Annotated in this window: 15 protein-coding genes; 7 read left to right on the forward strand and 8 right to left on the reverse strand. The window is 68.1% G+C overall.

All coding sequences use genetic code 11. The annotated features are described in order from the left end of the window. Positions 1 to 240: 240 nt before the first annotated feature. On the forward strand, positions 241 to 1,026 hold the full coding sequence (gene surE, locus P3H15_RS19995) for a 5'/3'-nucleotidase SurE (protein WP_276138849.1): 786 nt from the start codon (positions 241 to 243) through the stop codon (positions 1,024 to 1,026). Positions 1,027 to 1,118: 92 nt separating this feature from the next. Here the strand turns inward: surE and P3H15_RS20000 are convergent, their stop codons facing one another. Further along, entirely contained in the window at positions 1,119 to 1,751 is a 633-nt protein-coding gene (locus P3H15_RS20000; protein ID WP_276138850.1) for a MarR family transcriptional regulator, read from the reverse strand. A gap of 44 nt (positions 1,752 to 1,795) precedes the next feature. After that, a complete protein-coding gene (locus tag P3H15_RS20005; protein WP_276138851.1) occupies positions 1,796 to 3,304 on the reverse strand; it encodes an AMP-binding protein in 1,509 nt (502 codons plus the stop codon). Positions 3,305 to 3,454: 150 nt separating this feature from the next. Between P3H15_RS20005 and P3H15_RS20010 the strand changes: the two genes are divergently transcribed. The 6 genes from P3H15_RS20010 to P3H15_RS20035 all read left to right on the forward strand — a co-directional run bounded on the left by P3H15_RS20010 (position 3,455) and on the right by P3H15_RS20035 (position 10,284). Continuing rightward, entirely contained in the window at positions 3,455 to 4,657 is a 1,203-nt protein-coding gene (locus P3H15_RS20010) for a cytochrome P450 (protein ID WP_276138852.1), read from the forward strand. Further along, positions 4,650 to 6,080, forward strand: a complete 1,431-nt coding sequence (locus P3H15_RS20015) for an aldehyde dehydrogenase family protein (protein WP_276138853.1) — start codon at positions 4,650 to 4,652, stop codon at positions 6,078 to 6,080. The genes P3H15_RS20010 and P3H15_RS20015 overlap by 8 nt, the downstream gene beginning before the upstream one ends. Further along, positions 6,077 to 6,883, forward strand: a complete 807-nt coding sequence (locus P3H15_RS20020; RefSeq protein ID WP_276138854.1) for a coniferyl-alcohol dehydrogenase — start codon at positions 6,077 to 6,079, stop codon at positions 6,881 to 6,883. The genes P3H15_RS20015 and P3H15_RS20020 overlap by 4 nt, the downstream gene beginning before the upstream one ends. After that, the gene (locus tag P3H15_RS20025) at positions 6,880 to 8,376 is read left to right on the forward strand and encodes a pyruvate, phosphate dikinase (RefSeq protein WP_276138855.1); all 1,497 of its coding nucleotides are present in this window, start codon (positions 6,880 to 6,882) and stop codon (positions 8,374 to 8,376) included. The genes P3H15_RS20020 and P3H15_RS20025 overlap by 4 nt, the downstream gene beginning before the upstream one ends. Positions 8,377 to 8,453: 77 nt before the next feature. Then, positions 8,454 to 9,161 (forward strand): TetR/AcrR family transcriptional regulator, encoded by a 708-nt coding sequence (locus P3H15_RS20030; protein WP_206014232.1) that lies wholly within the window; start codon positions 8,454 to 8,456, stop codon positions 9,159 to 9,161. 82 nt (positions 9,162 to 9,243) lie between these two features. Further along, positions 9,244 to 10,284 carry a ferredoxin--NADP reductase gene (locus P3H15_RS20035; RefSeq protein WP_276138856.1) on the forward strand — a complete coding sequence of 347 codons (1,041 nt, stop codon included), beginning with the start codon at positions 9,244 to 9,246 and terminating at the stop codon, positions 10,282 to 10,284. 38 nt (positions 10,285 to 10,322) lie between these two features. Here P3H15_RS20035 and P3H15_RS20040 read toward each other — a convergent pair whose 3' ends face one another. From P3H15_RS20040 to P3H15_RS20065, 6 genes are all read right to left on the reverse strand, one after another. Next, positions 10,323 to 11,672, reverse strand: coding sequence for an NAD(P)/FAD-dependent oxidoreductase (locus P3H15_RS20040; RefSeq protein WP_276138857.1), 1,350 nt, complete (start codon positions 11,670 to 11,672; stop codon positions 10,323 to 10,325). A 47-nt stretch (positions 11,673 to 11,719) separates the two neighbouring features. Beyond that, the gene (locus P3H15_RS20045; RefSeq protein WP_276138858.1) at positions 11,720 to 12,415 is read right to left on the reverse strand and encodes a transporter; all 696 of its coding nucleotides are present in this window, start codon (positions 12,413 to 12,415) and stop codon (positions 11,720 to 11,722) included. Positions 12,416 to 12,449: 34 nt separating this feature from the next. Continuing rightward, on the reverse strand, positions 12,450 to 13,748 hold the full coding sequence (locus P3H15_RS20050; RefSeq protein WP_276138859.1) for an FAD-binding oxidoreductase: 1,299 nt from the start codon (positions 13,746 to 13,748) through the stop codon (positions 12,450 to 12,452). Positions 13,749 to 13,753: 5 nt separating this feature from the next. Then, positions 13,754 to 14,128 carry a hotdog domain-containing protein gene (locus tag P3H15_RS20055; RefSeq protein ID WP_276138860.1) on the reverse strand — a complete coding sequence of 125 codons (375 nt, stop codon included), beginning with the start codon at positions 14,126 to 14,128 and terminating at the stop codon, positions 13,754 to 13,756. Beyond that, on the reverse strand, positions 14,125 to 15,789 hold the full coding sequence (locus tag P3H15_RS20060) for an NAD(P)/FAD-dependent oxidoreductase (protein ID WP_276138861.1): 1,665 nt from the start codon (positions 15,787 to 15,789) through the stop codon (positions 14,125 to 14,127). Before P3H15_RS20060 ends, P3H15_RS20055 begins: the two co-directional genes overlap by 4 nt. A 106-nt stretch (positions 15,790 to 15,895) precedes the next feature. Next, positions 15,896 to 17,353 (reverse strand): aldehyde dehydrogenase, encoded by a 1,458-nt coding sequence (locus tag P3H15_RS20065; RefSeq protein ID WP_276138862.1) that lies wholly within the window; start codon positions 17,351 to 17,353, stop codon positions 15,896 to 15,898. Between the last annotated feature and the right edge of the window lie 27 nt (positions 17,354 to 17,380).

Consider the following 17,380-nt stretch of genomic DNA (forward strand, 5'->3'; position numbering starts at 1 on the left):
GGAGTGCCGGTGTCATTCCGGAACGATGCATGTCGCCTTTCGTGTTAGCGACTGTGAATTCACATTCTTATGTGAGTGGCGTCACTCTGTCAAGACTCCGAGGCCTTGACCGAACCCACGTCTGGCGAGTTTCCACGCTTGCCGGTAGACAAAAGTGTGAATGCTGCGTCACAATCCTTGAGTACGAGGTCTGAGCTGGCGTCTGGTTCGTGGAGGTCGGCAGGGAAGGAGAGCGCTCACATGCGCATTTTGGTCACCAACGACGACGGCATCGACGCGCCCGGACTGCATGCGGTGGCGACCGCTCTGGCAACCGAGGGGTACGAGATCACCATCGCCGCACCGCGCGGCGAGTGCAGCGGCAGCGGCTCTTCGCTGGGCACCCTCGAGCACGGAGCGGAGATCGCCTACACGGAGCGCCGCTTCGAGCACCTGCCGGGAGTGCAGGCACTCAGCTTCGACGCCCCGCCCGCATTTGCGGTGTTCGCGGCGTGCGCGGGGGTGTTCGGCCCTCCGCCGGACCTGGTCGTCAGCGGCATCAATCCGGGCCCGAACACCGGCCGGATGATTCTGAATTCGAGCACGGTGGCGGCCGCGCTGACCGCGTCGACCCTCGGCGTCCGCGGTCTCGCCGTCAGCTGCGGGTTTCCGCCGGAGCACCGATTCGACACCGCCGGCCGGATCGCGGTGTCGGCGGCACAGTGGATGCTCGCCCACAGCGCCCACCGTGCCGTGCTGAACGTCAATGTGCCCGATCTCGACATCAGTGACGTCAAGGGCGTGCGGATGGCGCCGCTGGCACCGCGCGGACTGCTCGGCTTGACCTTCGACAAGACCCCGGACACGGTGCGGCTGTTGCGATTCGCCAATACCGAACGCCTCGGCACCGGAACCGACTCCGCTCTCGTGCGTGACGGCTACGTGTCGATCAGCGCCATCTCGGCCGTCGCGGCCAACTCCGAGGGCTCAGGCGTCGCGGCGCACGTCGAGGCGTGCCTGCCGTTCCCGGTGGCCGCCGAGTCCTAGTCACAGGATTTTCTGCGCTGCACCGTATATCGAACACAGAAGGGGTCGGGCCGGTCATCGACCGGCCCGACCCTTCCCGTGTTGTGCCTTGTTCAGCCTTCGTCGGAAGCGCCCCGGGTCCGGCCGGCACTGAGGATGAGGTCTTCGTGCAATTCCATCCAGATGTCGTGGTAGCTGTCGTACATCGGCCGAGCGAACGAGGCGTTGTCGCCGCCGCGGATGCGGTCGAGCGCCGCGGAGAGGCGCGGCAGGTAGCGACCGAACCGCGGCAGCGCATCGACCAGTTCCGGGAGCGACGCCCGCAGTTGCTCGTCGGTCTGCGCCAGCGCGTCGACGACCTCGCCGTCGTAGGTCGGGTCGCCGTGATCGTTGGGGGTGTCGTCGCTGCGCATCTGCCAGCGCTGACACACCATCTTGAAGTCGGAATTGATCGGCAGGAATCGGTCGTAGAAGGCTGTCAGCGCGGTGGCCGCGCCCGTGGTGGCCGGATCCTGTGCGAGTAGCCGCAGATGCTCGGCCTTGCCCGCGGGGGTCAGCATCGCTCCCGGCATCCGACCCTCCCGGCGCACCACCAGACCCTGCTCGACGAGCGGATTCAAGGCCGCCGGCAGGTCCTCGACGGGCACGCCCGACAGGGCGCTGAGCACGTCGTCGTTGGCCAGTCCCTTCACGCGGAGCGAATGCAGGACGTCGAAGGTGTGTTGATCTTGCTGGGCGTGAACCATGTCTGGCTCCTGTTCGGGTGATCGATGGTCGGATTGTGTCTTCGTCAGGAATTCGCGAAATAGTGCGAGCGCAGGGCCTTCTTGTTGAGTTTTCCGGTAGGAAGCCGCGGCAGGCGGTCGACGAAGTCGATCGAGCGGGGCGCTTTGAAGGTCGCCAGGCAGCCGCGGCAGTGATCGATGAGGCCGGCGGCGGTGGTCGCGTCACCCGGTACACCCTCGCGCAATTCCACCATCGCCTTGACCTGTTCCCCGAATTCCGGGTCGGGGATGCCGAATACCGCGGCGTCGACGACATCGGGATGGCGCACCAGGGCGGCCTCGATCTCCTCGGGGTAGATGTTGACCCCGCCGGAGATGATCATGAAACTTTCCCGCCCGGCGAGGTAGAGGAATCCGTCCTCGTCGAGGTAGCCGCGGTCGCCCATGCTTTTCCAGCCGGCACTCGTCGCGGTGTCTCCCGCGTTGACGTAGACCGTCGCGGCCGGCGGTTCGAACCAGACCTTGCCGATCTCACCCGTCGGCAGCGGGGACCCCGCGTCGTCGGTGACGTGCACGCGGGTGCCGCCGAGGGGCCGGCCGACCGACCCGGGGTGGTCGGCGGATTCGGCGGCGGAGATGTAGGTGTGCCCGTAGCCCTCGGAGGCGCCGTAGTACTCGTGCAGGATGGGCCCCCACCACGCGTTGATCTGTTCCTTGACCTCTACCGGGCAGGGCGCGCCGGAGGTGACGGCGGTGCGGTGCGTCGGCGACAGCGCGATGGCGGCCCTGTCGGGCAGGGCGAGAATGCGCAGCAGCATCGTCGGCACCCACTGCGAGTGGGTGACCCCGTGGGCGGCGATCGCCGTCATGGCCGCGGACGCGTCGAAGCGTTCCATACATACGACCGTGCCGCCGGCGGCCATCGTCATCAGCTGGAAGGTGAACGGCGCCGCGTGGTAGTTCGGGGCGGGCGAGAGCAGCACCGTGTCCGAGTCGATGCCGAGCTTCAGGGCGAGGCCCGCGTGGCGGGTGGGCGCCTCCGCGGGATGGATGTCCAGCAATTTCTGCCGGAACGCTTTCGGACGGCCGGTGGTACCGCCGCTGTAGAGGACGCGGGCGCCGAAGCGCTCGTCCGCGATGGGAGTCCTCGGGTGGTTCGCGATCGCCGCGGCGAGGTGCTCGCCTCCGGGAGCAGGATCGGTGCACAGGATCAGCGCGGTGTGCCCTTCGGGAAGGGCGTCGGCGACCGCTCCGGCGAGCGAGCCGCTGGTGACCACCGCGGCCGGTGCCGCTTCGGTGAGGAGCGCGGCGAGTTCGGTGGCGCCGAGGTGCCAGTTCACCGGTGTGACATACAGGCCCGCGCGCATTCCGGCCGCGACCACCACCGGCCATTCGATCCGGTTCTCCATCACCAGGACGATGGAATCGCCTGTTGTCACGCCCCTGCTGCGCAGGAGATGGGCGAGCTGGTTGGACTGCTCGTCGAGCTGCCGGTAGGTGAGCGAAGAACCGGAGGCGGCCATCACGAACGCGAGAGAATCGGGATGCTCGGCGGCGATTGCGGGTGGGTACACGTGACCTCTTTTTGTGAATTGTTCGTCACTATCTAGGTCAGGCTACAAGCGATTTGACTCGTCTTACAAGGGGTATTTGCAAATCCGGCGATTTGTGCTTTAGTGACACCAATGTCACAAACGAACGTGACCGTGACGGGAGACATCCAAATGACCACCAGCAGTGGTATCGACCTGATGGACCTGCGGGCATTCGCCTCCGGCTACGCGGACGAGATCTTCGCGCAGTTGCGCAACGAGGACCCTCTGCACTGGAACGAGGAAACGAACGGCCCGGGATTCTGGTCGGTGACTCGATACGCCGACGTCAAAGCAGTTGCCGCGGACCACGACACGTTCACCGTTACCCAGGGGACGCAGATCGCGAGCAGGCGCGCCGAAGGCGAAGGCGCCCGCAGCATTCATCACGTCGACCCACCGGAGCACGGGCCGCTGCGCAAGATCGTCACCCCGCACGTGCGACCGGCCAAGGTGAAGGCCCTCGTCCCGGACATCGAGGCGGTGATCGACGACCTGCTGGACAAGGCCGTCGGCGCGGGGCCGATCGACCTGGTCGCGAACATCTCCGCCCAACTGCCCCTGGTGATGATCGGTCGACTGCTCGGCGCCCCGCTCGAGGACTGCCCGAACCTGCTGCGGTGGACGAACCAGATGGCCTCGGAGGACCCCGACTACTCCGCGGGTCCCGAGACCGCCGTGCGCGCCCGCGACGAGGTGTTCGCCTACTTCCGGGCCCTCGAGACCGAGCGTCGGGCCTGCCCGGCCGACGACCTGGTCAGCGTGCTGACCGCCGCCGAACTCGACGGGGTCCCGCTCAGCCGCGGTTACCTCGACGCCTACTACCTGATCCTGATGGTCGCCGGGAACGAAACGACCCGGAACCTGCTGTCCGGCGGTGTGCTCGCCCTGCACGAGAACCCGCAATGGTGGGACCTTCTGCGCGAGAATCCGGGCAAGATCCGCTCCGCGGTCGAAGAGATGGTGCGTTGGGTGTCACCGGTGCTGTCGATGCGGCGCACCGCCACCCGGGACGTCGAGATGCACGGCAAGACCGTGAAGGCCGGCGACAAGGTCGTCATGTGGTTCTGCTCCGCGAACCGGGACGAGCGGGTGTTCGAGGAACCGGACACGTTCCGGGCCGACCGGTTCCCGAACGAGCACCTGGGTTTCGGGTGGGGCGATCACGCCTGCCTCGGCGCCAACCTCGCCCGCCTCGAGGCGAAGCTGTTCTTCACCAAGCTCGTCGAACGCGGCATCGACATCGACGTGGTCGATTCCCCGAAGCGACTGCAGAGCAACTTCTTCCGCGGCATCAAGACCCTGCCCGTGCGATTGGAGCCGCGCAATGGCTGACCCCTTCGACCGGGCCGGTTGCCTGATCGACGGCGAATGGTTCGTGCCGGCCGGGCCGGTGATCGAGGTGATCGACCCGTTCACCGAGTCCGTGATGGGCGAGGTCGTCGACGCCGGATCCGAGGTGGTCGACGACGCCGTGCGGTCGGCCGCAGCAGCCCATCCGGCGTGGCGGCGCACCGACGTCGCCGAGCGGGCGGAAGTGCTCGACCGTGCCGCAGATCTGCTCACCCGTGACGGCGCGGCGATCGCGGCGCTGGTCAGCCGGGAAATGGGTATGCCGATCTCGCTCGCGGAGGTCACACAGGCCCAGCTCCCGGCCGACGTGCTGCGGGCCACCGCCCGCACCGCCCGCGACTTCCCGTGGTCGCAGGACATCGACGGGGCCACCCTGGTCCGACGCGGCAGCGGGGTGGTCGGCGCGATCACGCCGTGGAACATGCCGGTCCATCAGATCGTCGCCAAGGCCTCGGCCGCACTCGCCGCCGGATCGACCGTGGTGCTCAAGGCGTCGGAGATGACCCCGTACGACGCGAACGCGCTCGCCGCGCTGTTCCTCGAGGCGGGACTTCCGGCCGGGGTGTTCAACGTCGTGACCGGAACCGGTGCGGTCACCGGCGCCGCACTGGCCGCGCACCCGGGTCTCGCGCACGTCTCGTTCACCGGCAGCGTCGTCGCCGGTCGCACGGTGGCCTCCCTGGCGGCGCAGACGTTGACCCGCTGCACTCTCGAACTCGGCGGAAAGTCACCGGCCGTGGTGCTGCCGGACGCGGACCTCGAGACCGCGCTCACCGGGGCCGTCACTTCCGGACTGGTCAACTCCGGTCAGGCCTGCAACGCCACCACCCGCCTGCTGATCCCGGAACACTTCGCCGCCGACTCCGTCGACATCATCGAAGATGCAGTCGCGCAGCAGGTCCTGGGTAATCCCGCGGACCCCCGCACGCGCCAGGGGCCGCTCGTCTCGGCGCGCCAACGTGAGCGCGTCCTCGACCACATCGGTGACGCCGTCGCCGCCGGCGGGCACCTGCTCACCGGCACGGGCAAGCCGTCCGAGGCGTCCCCGACCGGGTACTTCGTCGATCCCACCGTCATCACCGGACTGCCCGAGGACGCCCGGGCGATCCGTGAGGAGATCTTCGGCCCCGTCATCGCCGTGCAGATCTACACCGACGTCGACGACGCCGTCCGGATCGCCAACGACTGCGCGTACGGGTTGTCCGCGGAGGTGTGGTCCGGCGACGTCGAGCGCGCCCGCGCAGTGGCCGGACGGCTCGACGTCGGCCAGGTCAAGATCAACGGCGTCCGTACTCGCAATCGGCCCACAGTTCCCTTCGGTGGCGTCAAGAATTCCGGCTACGGCCGCGAACTCGGCCACCTCGGCATCGAGGAGTTCACCGACGTGACGGCGGTAATGTCATGACCGGCACCACTTTCAGCGGAAACATCGTCGTCACCGGGGCGGCATCGGGGATCGGGCTCGCCCTCGCCGACCAGTTGAGCGCGGCAGGCGCCACGGTCTACGCCCTCGACCGGCGCGACTGCCCGATCGGACCGGTGCGCACCCTGCTGTGCGACCTCTCCGATCCCGGCTCGATCGGCGACGCCGTCGCGGCCCTCCCCGGTGAGGTCACCGGGCTGGCCAACGTCGCCGGTGTCCCGGGCACCGCTGCCGCGCAGACCGTGCTGGCGGTCAATCTTCTCGGGCCGCGCCTGCTCACCGAACTTCTGCTCCCCCGTATGACCGCGGGATCGGCGATCGTCAATGTCGCCTCCGTCGCCGCGCACCGCAACACCGAACCGCCGGAGTCGATCGACGAACTACTGCGGGTCCGCCACCGCGCGGACCTGCACGCCTGGCTGCGTGACCACCCCCTCAAGGGGCCCGCCGCCTACGACACGTCCAAACGCGCCCTCGTCGACTGGACGCAGCTGCTGTCGGCGAAACTGACGGCACGCCACATCCGTGCGCTGTCCGTCAGCCCCGGACCGGTCGAGACACCGATCCTCGCCGACTTCGAAGCCAGCATGGGCGCCGACGCGATGGCACGGTCCCACGACGCGGTCGGCAGACACGGCTACCCCCACGAGATCGGCGCGGTCGTCGCGTTCGCCCTCTCCCCCGCCGCATCCTGGCTGAACGGCATCGACATCCCGGTCGAAGGTGGCCTGTTCGCCACCCGTGCGGCCGCCAAATCCCCTGTTTTCGAAGGACTCTCGCTATGACCTCCTCCAGCAGTCCGGCCGAGCACGTCATCACCCTGGACGGCACCCACCCCAGCACCCGCGAGGTACTCGGCGGCAAGGCCTACAGCGTCAACAAGATGCGGGCGATGGGACTGCCGGTCCCCCCGGCGTTCGCGCTGCCCACCGGTGTCTGCGCGGTCTACCACGACAGCGGCCGATCCCTGCCGGACGAGATCTGGCAGCAGGTCCTCGAACACCTGCGACGGCTCGAAACGGAGACCGGCCGCCGGTTCGGCGCCGGTCCGTCCCCGCTGCTGGTGTCCGTTCGGTCCGGCGCCGCGCAGTCCATGCCGGGCATGATGGACACCGTCCTCAACCTCGGCCTGACCCCGGAACTGTGTGAGGCGCTCGCCGCCGAGACCGGCGATCAGCGGTGGGCGACGGACACCTGGCAGCGGTTCTGTCACAGTTACGCCGACATCGTCGCCGGCGACCCCGGTGCCGCGCCGCCGAGCGATCCGCTCGAGCAGTTGCGATCGGCGATCGGCGCCGTCTTCGACTCGTGGACCAACGAGCGCGTCAAGGCGTACCGCGGCCGGCACAACCTCGGCGCCGGCGCCGGAACCGCAGTCACCGTGCAGGCCATGGTGTTCGGCAACCGCGACGAACGGTCCGGGACCGGGGTGCTGTTCAGCCGGGACCCCGCGACCGGTGAGAACACCCTCTACGGCGAATGGCTGGCGAAGGCGCAGGGCGAGGACGTCGTGTCCGGGGAGAAGACCCCGAACCCGCTCGTCACCGTCGGCGACATCCTGCCCGACGTGTACCCGGAACTCGAGCGCATCGCCGAGGTCCTCGAACGTGAGCACCGCGATCTGGTCGACATCGAGTTCACCGTCGAAAGCGGCCGGTTGTACGTCCTGCAGTGCCGGGCCGGGAAGCGTGCGCCGCGCGCCGCGGTCCGGATCGCCGTCGATCTCGTCCGCGAAGGTCTCATCACGGCCGACGAGGCGGTCTCCCGCGTCTCGGCCGAGCAGGCCGCGAGCCTGGCGACAACGCACGCGGTGCACGCCGACCGGACGGTCCTGGCCGGCGGCCTCGGCGCCGGCCCCGGTGTCGCCGTCGGGCAGGCCGTCAGCGATCTCGACCAGGCCCTCGACCTCGCCGCGGCCGGCACACCCGTCGTGCTGGTGCGTCCCTCCACCGCCCCGGACGATGTGCCCGCGATGTTCGAATCGGTCGCCGTCGTCACCGAACTCGGCGGCAGCACCTCCCACGCGGCGCTGGTGTGCCGGGAGATCGGGCTGCCGTGCGTGGTCGGCGCCGGAGTCGGCACCGTCGCGAAACTGACCGGGCTCACGGTGACCGTCGACGGCACCACCGGCGCGGTCTACGAGGGCGACGCCCTGCACACCCCCGCCGAGGGCGACGTCGACGCGTACCTCACCGAACTCCTCGGCTACCTGCCCGACACCGTCCCGGTGGATCATCCGCTCGCACAGTTGCGCTCTGCGCACCTGGAACGGGCATAACGCAAGGTCAGAACGATGCGACATCCACTGTCAGTGATATCTTGTTCGCAAACTCGGGCGACGGAGAGGGGGCGGTGATGACCACACAGCGGCAGGTCCCACCGCGCACGCTCGACGACGTCTACACCCACGTCGGCCTCGTCGAACCCGGCGCGGCCACCCCGAAACGTCCCAACCGCCGCGGGGAGCTCACCCGGGAACGCATCGTGCAGGCCGCGATCGAATGCTTCAGTGAATACGGGTACACCCGCACCCGGGTCTCCGACATCACCCACCGCGCGAAGACCGCGCAGGGGAACTTCTACCGGCACTTCACCGACCTCGACGACGTCTTCCTCGCCGCCATGCACACCGGGCTCCAGGAGTTGTCCGAGGCCACCAGCCGCAAGACGACCACCAGCGGCGAACTCGAAGCGCTGATCGAGGTCAACAGCACGTACCTGCACGCCTACTCCCGGCACCGGCACATCCTGCGACTGCTGCGTGAAGCTGCCGCCGCCAGCGCCAACGAGGGTTTTCAGCAGCTGTGGCTGCAACTGCGTGACGACTTCATCGCACGCACCCGCCGCTGGCTGGAGAAACTGCACGACCGCGGGGAGATCGGGGACACCAACCTCGACCTGCTCGCCGAGTCGCTCGGCTGCATGACCGAGCAGATGGCCTACGTGCACGTCGGTCTGCCCGCCTCGACCCCCAAACGCGAACGCATCGACGAACTCGGCCGCGCCCTCGGTGAGGTCTGGTTCCGGGCGCTGCCCCCGGCCGCGTCGCCGTCCGAGCACTGACCGCATTCCACCGGTTCCCTTCGGCCACCGACGGCCGGAACGTGCCGCTTCCCCATCCTGAGCTGCAACGAAAGACGCACCCATGACCTCCGTCGCACCCGATTCTCTCGGCTACACCGTCCGTGTCGCCGACGTCATCGCCGAGACACCCGACGCCTCCTCCCTCGTCATCGACGTCCCACGGGAGATCGCCGACAGGTTCGCGTACCGACCCGGGCAATTCCTCACCGTCCGGATCCCCAGCGAACGCACCGGTTCGGTGGCACGCTGCTACTCCATCGCCAGCTCCCCCACCACCGACGACCGGATCAAGGTGACGGTCAAACGCACCGTCGACGGATACGGCTCGAACTGGCTGTGCGACAACATCACCGCGGGCGACGCCGTGCATGTGCTGCCACCGTCGGGCACGTTCACCCCGCACAGTCTCGACGGCGACTTTCAGCTGTTCGCCGCCGGCAGCGGCGTCACCCCGGTGATGTCGATCCTCAAGACCGTGCTGGCGTCCGCGACCGGAACCGTGTCCCTGTACTACGCCAACCGGGATCGGGATTCGATCATCTTCGACGCCGAACTCGCCGACCTCGCCGAGAAGCACGCAGACCGGCTCACCGTCGAGCACCGGCTCGAGAGCGAGGCGGGGCTTCCGACCGCGGACAATCTCACCCAATTCGCCGACGGCGGCCAGGACGGCACCGTCTTCGTCTGCGGACCCGCGCCGTTCATGGCCATGGTCAAGGAGACGCTGACCAGCATCGGGTACGACCGGCACCGGATTCACATCGAGGAATTCCGTTCCCTCGACGGCGACCCCTTCGCGCCGATCAAGCAGGTCGCCGCCGACGCCGCCGCGTCGTCGACCGTGGACGTCACCCTGGACGGCGACACCCACACCCTGCCCTGGCCGGCCGACGCAACCCTGATCGACGTGATGGTGGGCGCCGGGATCGACGCCCCCTACTCCTGCCGCGAAGGCGAATGCGGATCCTGCGCCTGCACCCTCCTGGAAGGGACCGTCGACCCCGGGGTCACCGACGCCCTCGATCCCGACGACGTCGCCGACGGCTACATCCTCGGCTGCCAGGCGAAGCCGACCAGCCCCACCCTGAAGATCGAATTCTGAAGCGTGCGACTGAGCGTGCTGGGCCGTCGGGCCCTCGTCTATCGGATCAGGCTCGCCAGTACAGCCTTCGCCGCGCGCTCGCCCGACGTGGCTGCGTCGGCGAGCGACGGCAGATCGAGCTGGTAGTCGCCGGCCAGGTAGATGGTGCCGAGCGGATCACGCAGCGCCGGAAGCGAGTTCCTCCGCCCGGGCGCCCAGAAGGGCACGACCCGACGATGCTTCCGTACGATGCCCTCGCCCAGCTTCCCTTCCAGCTCGGGGAACACTGCGAGCAGGTCCTGCCGGTATCGCGACACGATCTCCTCGTCGGGAAGGTCGAACAATACGTCGGCGTGAGCGCCGCCGGCGAAACAGGCCAGTGCGCCACCGGGCTTGCGATCGTCGCCGTTCCGCATCGCCGCGGCGTGGTTGAACATCGCCTGGAACGACAGTTGCGGGGTCGAGACACCGAAGTAGTCGTCCCAGCGTTGCGGCCCGACCTCGTCGGTGAAGAATCCGACGATCACGTACCGGCCGTAGGTGATGTCGTTGAACGCATTCCGGTGCTGCTGCGTCAGGTCCGGGATGATCCGCTCGGCGATGTCGGCGGGTGCGGTCACGATCGCGCGCTTCGCCCGCAGCCGCACCGGTCGGTCACCGTCGAGGCAGTCGACGACGACGCCGTCACCGTCCCGCCGCACCGAGTGCACCGCCGAATTCAGCCGGATCCGGTCACCGAGATCGTCCGCCAGCACGTCGGTCAACGTCTGGTTGCCACCCACCGGCAGCGAGAAGTTCGGGATCTTCTCCGGGTCGGCCAACGCGAGGCCGACCGACGTGACGAACTGAGTGGCGGCCGTCTCCTCCACCTCGCACCCCATCCACTGCGCCGACCACGACCGGACGACTTCGGCGGCCAGTTTCGACCGGACGCCCTTCAGTAGGTACGACGCCAGCTTGGTGTCGAGGTTGGCGCGAACCCGTTGTGCGATACGGTTCTGCGACTCCAGGAACGGCATGACGGCGAGGATGCGTGCACCGACGATGGCCATGCCGATCCGATCCATCAGGGTCATCCGGGTGCGGAACATGAGCGCGACCGGATTCGAGGTGTCGACCACGCCGCCGTTCAGGTACAGCGCGACGCTCTTGCCTGCGAGCGAGCCCATCTCGATGCCGTGCCGGTCGAGGGCATCGATCAGTGTGCCTGTGCCCTCGGTGAACTGAGTGCCGACGTTGATCCAGTAATCACCCTTCCGGACGGTCTCGACGCGGCCGCCCACGCGGTCGGTGGATTCGAGCACGACTACGTCGGTCTCCTGCGACAGCGTGGTCGCCGCCGTCAAACCCGCCATTCCGGCGCCGACGACGACCACCTCCGTGGTCTCTTCCTGGACGTGCGTTGTCATTTTTCGGTTCCTGACTCTCGATCGATCACAAGGGAAGGTTCGGCCACTCAGGCCGTGACCGAAGCGCCGCCGGTGACCGACTGAGCGTCGACGCGCTTGTTGTGGGCGTCGAACGCCCGGTACGCGCGGAAGTACGTGAACATCTGCAGGCCCCACGTGGACAGCGCGAAGATGTAGAAAATCGTGTGCTCCGCGTCGTCGCCCGGGATGTGGACGAAGTCGTAGGTCGAGGCGATGACGAATCCGCAGGCGGTGGCGACGGCGGAACACACCGCGTGCCCGCGCTCGCCGATGTTCCACAGGCGCTTGACGAAGTAGATCAGGAAGATCGTGGTAAGCACGTTGACCACGATGTAGAAAATCTTGCCGGGGGTGCCGATCTGTTCGGCGAACTGGCTGAGGAGAAAGCCGACCACGGCCGCGAGGGCGAACGCGCCGATGTCCACCGCGACGGACGGCTTGTACCGGTGGGTGACCTTCATCAGCCCCAGAACCAGGATCAGCGTGATCCCGACCGACCGGGAGAAGGCGTCGAGGAAGTAGGCGAAGGTGTACATCGGGCTGTCGTGACCGGCCTTGACGAGGCCGTAGATCAGGAAGTTCGAACCGGACGTCGCGACGATGATCCACTCGATGCCGAGCAGGTAGTTCTTGTAGTTCCGGATGAACTTGATCCCGTACGTGAATCCGACGGCGATCATCCAGATGTCCGCTACCGCGAAGAGCAGTTCTCGGATGGACATGATTTTCTCCTTGGAGGGTGGCTTGCGCCGATGGTTAGTTCGTGAGGGCTGCCAGGCGGTCCGAGGCACGGTCGGCGAGCCAGGCCGCGTGCAGCGCGGGGCCGCTGACCAAGCTGGGCCAGAAGCGCTTCCGGCCGTGCCAGATCGCGGCCAGGTCGTCGTGTAAGGGCGCGCCGCCGATGCGGTCGGCGAGCAGGTGGCCCACGTACTGCGCCTGAGCGAAGCCGTGGCCGTTGCAGGCGAGCGAGTAGAGCACGTTGTCGGAGGCCTCGCCGGCGACGGGGAGCCACGTGGAGCTCATGCCGATCCAGCCGCCCCAGGCCTTCCGCGGTTCGATGTCGCGCAGTCCCGGGAAGCGGTCGCGGAATCCGCGGACCAGGTCGTCGGCCACGTTCGGGGCAGGCGTGCGGTCCGGCAGCGGATTCCGCCCGGTCTGCACACGGCGGGTGCCGAACACGATCGTGCCCCGTGGGGTCACACGGTAGCTCTCGATGATCATGTGCAGCGTGACCATCGGTGCACGGCTCGTCCAGCCGATCTCGTCGAGTCGCTCGGGCGCGACGGGTTCGGTCTCGACCAGCGACGTCCACACCGGGGTGGCGAGGTTCTTCGGTGCGCTGGACAGGCCCGCGGTGTGGGCGTTGGTGGTCAGCAGCGCCTTGTGCGCCCGAACCCTTCCGTCCGGAGTCTGGACGGAGACCCCGCCGCCGGTGTCCGTGATGTCGAGGGCGGGAGTGTGCTCGTAGACCCGCACGCCGGATGCGATCGTCGCGGCCCGCAGGCCGAGGACGAACTCACCCGGGTTGAGGGTGCCACCGACGCCCTCGCGCATTCCGCCGAGGAAGCCGTCCGGGAGGCCCGCCTCCCGGCCCTCGACGAATTCGGCCGACGATCCGGCCTCGGCCATGACCTTCGCGTTGCGGCGCGCATGCCGGAGCTGCCCCTTGGACACGGCGGCCATCACGATGCCGGCCCGCTCGTAGCCGCAGTCGATCCCGTGGTGAGCGATCGCGTCCTCGGCGAAGTGCACCGCGTTCTCCGCGTACCGGTAGAGGTCGCGCAGCCGCTCGCTCTTCAGCAGGAAGCCCAGCAACTCCGGATCGGCGGCAATCGAATTCGTGACGTATCCGGCGTTGCGGGAGCTGGCGCCCCAACCGAGGGTCTTCGCCTCGAGGAGCACCACGTCGACGCCCTTCTCGGCGAGGCGGAGTGCGGCCGACATGCCGCCCCCACCGCCGCCGATCACGACCACGTCGCAGTCGATGTCACCGGTCAGGGGCGGTTCTGCGATGGCGGGCGTTGCGGCCCAACCGGTGTCGTGGATCAGCTCCATGACTACTACTCCGTCTCTTCTGCAGGGATGACCCCGGTGCCGCGAGCGCGCACCGCGACCAGCGGTTGCTTCAGGACCTGCGATCGGCCCGTTTCGCCGCAGACGCGGCAGATCACGCGGAGCTCGAAATCGATCGTGCGGCTGCGATTTCCCTTTTTCACCAGCGCGGCCTCGGCCTCGACGACGTCACCGCCGCGGACCGGCGCGAGGAACTCGACGGACGAGTAGCCGGCGAACAGCCCCTCGTGGCCGTCCAGCTCGATCGACAGGTTCGTGCCGACGTCTCCGAAGAGTTTCAGGGCGTAGGCGCCGTCGACCAGATTGCCCGCGTAGTGCGCGTCGGAGAAGGCGACGTAGCGCCGGTGGACTGTCGTGGTCATGAGATCTCCCGGTGGATGGCGCCGAGGTGGCGGGACTCTGTTTCGCCGTCGATCTCGACGCCGGGGTAGCCGCGCTTGGCGATCTCGGTGCACATCCGGCGGTACTTGCCGACACCGCCGACGTAGCCCATGAACGTGTTGGGTTTGCCTTCGACGTTGGAGCCGCGGTACCAGGAGTCGGTGGTGGCGTACAGCGTCTGGGCGACGGTCTCCTCGGTGATGTCGACCCAGTCGTTCTGGCCCTCGACGGTGGTCTCGACGAGCGTCGCTCCGGAGTCGCGGGCATGTTCGATGAGGTCGGCGATCCAGTCGACGGCCTGCTCGATGGTCATCACCACGTTGCTGGCGAGCGCGGGGCTCTGAGGGCCGCCGACCATGAAGAAATTGGGGAAGTCCGTGGTCATCATCCCGAGGTAGGTGCGGACACCGTCGCGCCAGGCATCCTGCAGCTTCGTTCCGGACGCACCGGTGAGTCCGAGCCCGTACAGCGGGCCGGTGAAGGCGTCGAACCCGATGGCGAGCACGACGGCGTCCGCCTCGTACGTGCCCTCCGAGGTGACGATCGCGTTCGCGGTCATCGTCTCGAGCGGCTCGTCGCGCAGCGACACCAGCGACACGTTCGGGCGGTTGTACGTCTCGTAGTAGTCGGTACCGAAGACGCTGCGCTTGGCGCCCAGCGGGTGGTGCCTGGGCACCAGTAGCTCGGCGGTCGCCGGATCCCCAACGATCTCGCGGATCTTGTCGTGGAGGAATTCCGACGCGGTCCGGTTCGCCGCGGTGTCGGTGAGGAGGTCGGCGAACTCGGCGCCGACACCCTGGAAGCCGCTGCGCTCGTAGGCCGCCTCGTAGCGCCGCCGACGCTCCTCGTCGGACACGTCGAAGGCGTTGTCGGTGACGGGGCGGTCGGGGATGCCGCCGGGTGAGTGCCGGCACTCCTCCCGGATCGCCGGGTAGTCGTCCTTGACGGCGGCGACCTGCTCCGCAGGGAGTTCGGCGTTGCGGGCCGGCATCACGTAGTTCGGGGTGCGCTGGAACACCGTGACGTGTTCCGCGACCTCCGCGATCAGCGGAATGGCCTGCACGCCCGAAGATCCGGTGCCGATCACGGCGACGCGCTTGCCTGCGAGGTCGTCGAGCGAGATGTTCCACCGGCTGGTGGACACCTGCAGTCCGGTGAAGTTCCCGAGGCCCGGCACGTCGAAGTCCTTGGGGGTGGACAGGCCACCCGCGCCCGAGATCAGGTAGCGGCTACGGCGCGTCTCGCCGTTGTCCAGCCGCACCTCCCACAGCCGGTCGTCCCCGTTCCATGTCGCGCCGACCACGCGGGTGTCGAAGGTGAAGTGCTTGCGCAGATCGAAGCGGTCGGCGACGTGTTCGATGTAGCCGAGGATTTCGGCCTGCGGCGCGAATCGCTGGCTCCACGTCCATTCCTGCTGGAGCGTCTCGTCGAACGAGTAGGAGTAGTAGATGCTCTCGACGTCGCATCGGGCGCCCGGATAGGTGTTCCAGAACCAGGTGCCGCCGACGCTGGGCCCGGCCTCGAAACCCGCGAAGGTCCACCCGGCGTTCGTGAGCCGGTGCGCGAGGTAGAGGCCGGAGAAGCCGGCACCGACGCCGATGACATCGACGATCTCGCTGGCTGAGGTGGAGGTGGAGTTCATGCTGTCGCTTTCGTTGTTATGATCAAACGACTCGATCAATTGACTTAGTGAGTAGACCAGTGGCACCGGTCACAGTCAAGAGGTGACGCGAAAGTAGTCCCGATCGCTACAGAGGGAGGTCGGGTGAATCCACGCCGACCACGCGGTCGCCGCAGAACACCCGGACGGACTCGCCGGGGGCATGGCCGCCGATTCCGGAAGCACCCCAGAAGCTCTGTGCGGATCCGTCGGCGAGATCGGCGACCTTGGCACCGTTCACGCGCACCTCACCCGACAACACCCGGGATCCGACGTCGACGGCGCGCTCCAGGTCGCCGCCGAACACGTACGCGTCGAGACCCGACGGGTTCGCGTTGGCGACGCGCAGTGCGTCCTCGTCGGACTCCACGGCGTGCAGGCTGACGAGCGGCCCGAACAGCTCGGCGGTCGCGACCGACGCGTCGACTCCCGAAGCGACGGTAGGAGACAGGAAGAACCCGTCGAGTGCGGGAAGCGTCGCGGGCTGATGGATCGTCGCGCCGTGGGCCCGCAACCCGTCGATCCGGCTCTGCAACGTGGCGAAATGCGGGGCGTTCGAGATCGGGCCCAGCTGCGTGTTCTCGTCGAGCGAGTGCCCGACGTCGATGCGGGAGATGCGATCGAGCATCGCCTCCAGAAGAGGCTCGACTATGCTCTTGTGCGCCAGCACCTTTCCGGGGCCTTCACACCACTGACCGTTGAGCTTGGTCATCCCGTCGAGGATCCCGTCGGCGGCGACGTCGATGTCGGCGTCGTCCAGCACGAGGGCCGGGTTGTTGCCGCCGAGCTCGAGCTGGAGCACCTTGAAGTCCTCCGCGGCCGCGCGGGCGATCGCGCGGCCGGCGTTCGGGCCGCCGGTGAACGAAACGATCTTCACGCGGTGATCGCCCGTGAGCGCCGCGCCCACGTCGCCCGCGCCGTGGACGAGCTGCAGCGCACCGTCGGGCAGCCCCGCCTTGACGAAGCATTCGACGATGATCTGGGCGCTGCTCGGCGCATGCTCGGACGGTTTGAGGATGACGGGGCAACCGGCGGCGAGGGCGCTCACCATCTTCGCGGCGGGGATGAAACTCGGGCCGTTCCACGGCGTGAGGATGGCGGCGGGGCCCCACGGGACCTTGTACAGACGCACGTCGCGGCCACCGGCCTCCAGGGCCGTCCGACGCGGGATGGCGCGCAGCTCCGCAGCGGACGAGCGGATCCGGTGCGGAAGGAACTGCGCGACCATCCGAGCCTTCGCGATCGGGACGCCGCTGGTGAGGGCATCGGTGCGGGCGATGTCCTCGATCCGTGCCTCGACGATGTCGGCCGCACGCTCGATGACCGCCGCGCGTTCCTCGCCGGCCGCGTCGTCCCACCGTTCGAAGCCGTACGACCGCTCGGCGTGCCGCAGTGCGCGCTCCACGTCGTCCGGTCCGGTGGTGACGGCGCGGTGGACCGGCCGGCCCGTGTTGGGGTCGAGATTCCACGCGTCCGGGATCGTCCGGCACTCGGACCACTCGTCGGCGATGTAGTTGATCGGCTGGGGCAGTTGAGGGTTCGACATCCGTGTCTTCCTTCGGTGCGTGGGTAT

The organism is Rhodococcus sp. T2V (assembly GCF_029269925.1).
Lineage (GTDB): Bacteria > Actinomycetota > Actinomycetes > Mycobacteriales > Mycobacteriaceae > Rhodococcus_F > Rhodococcus_F koreensis.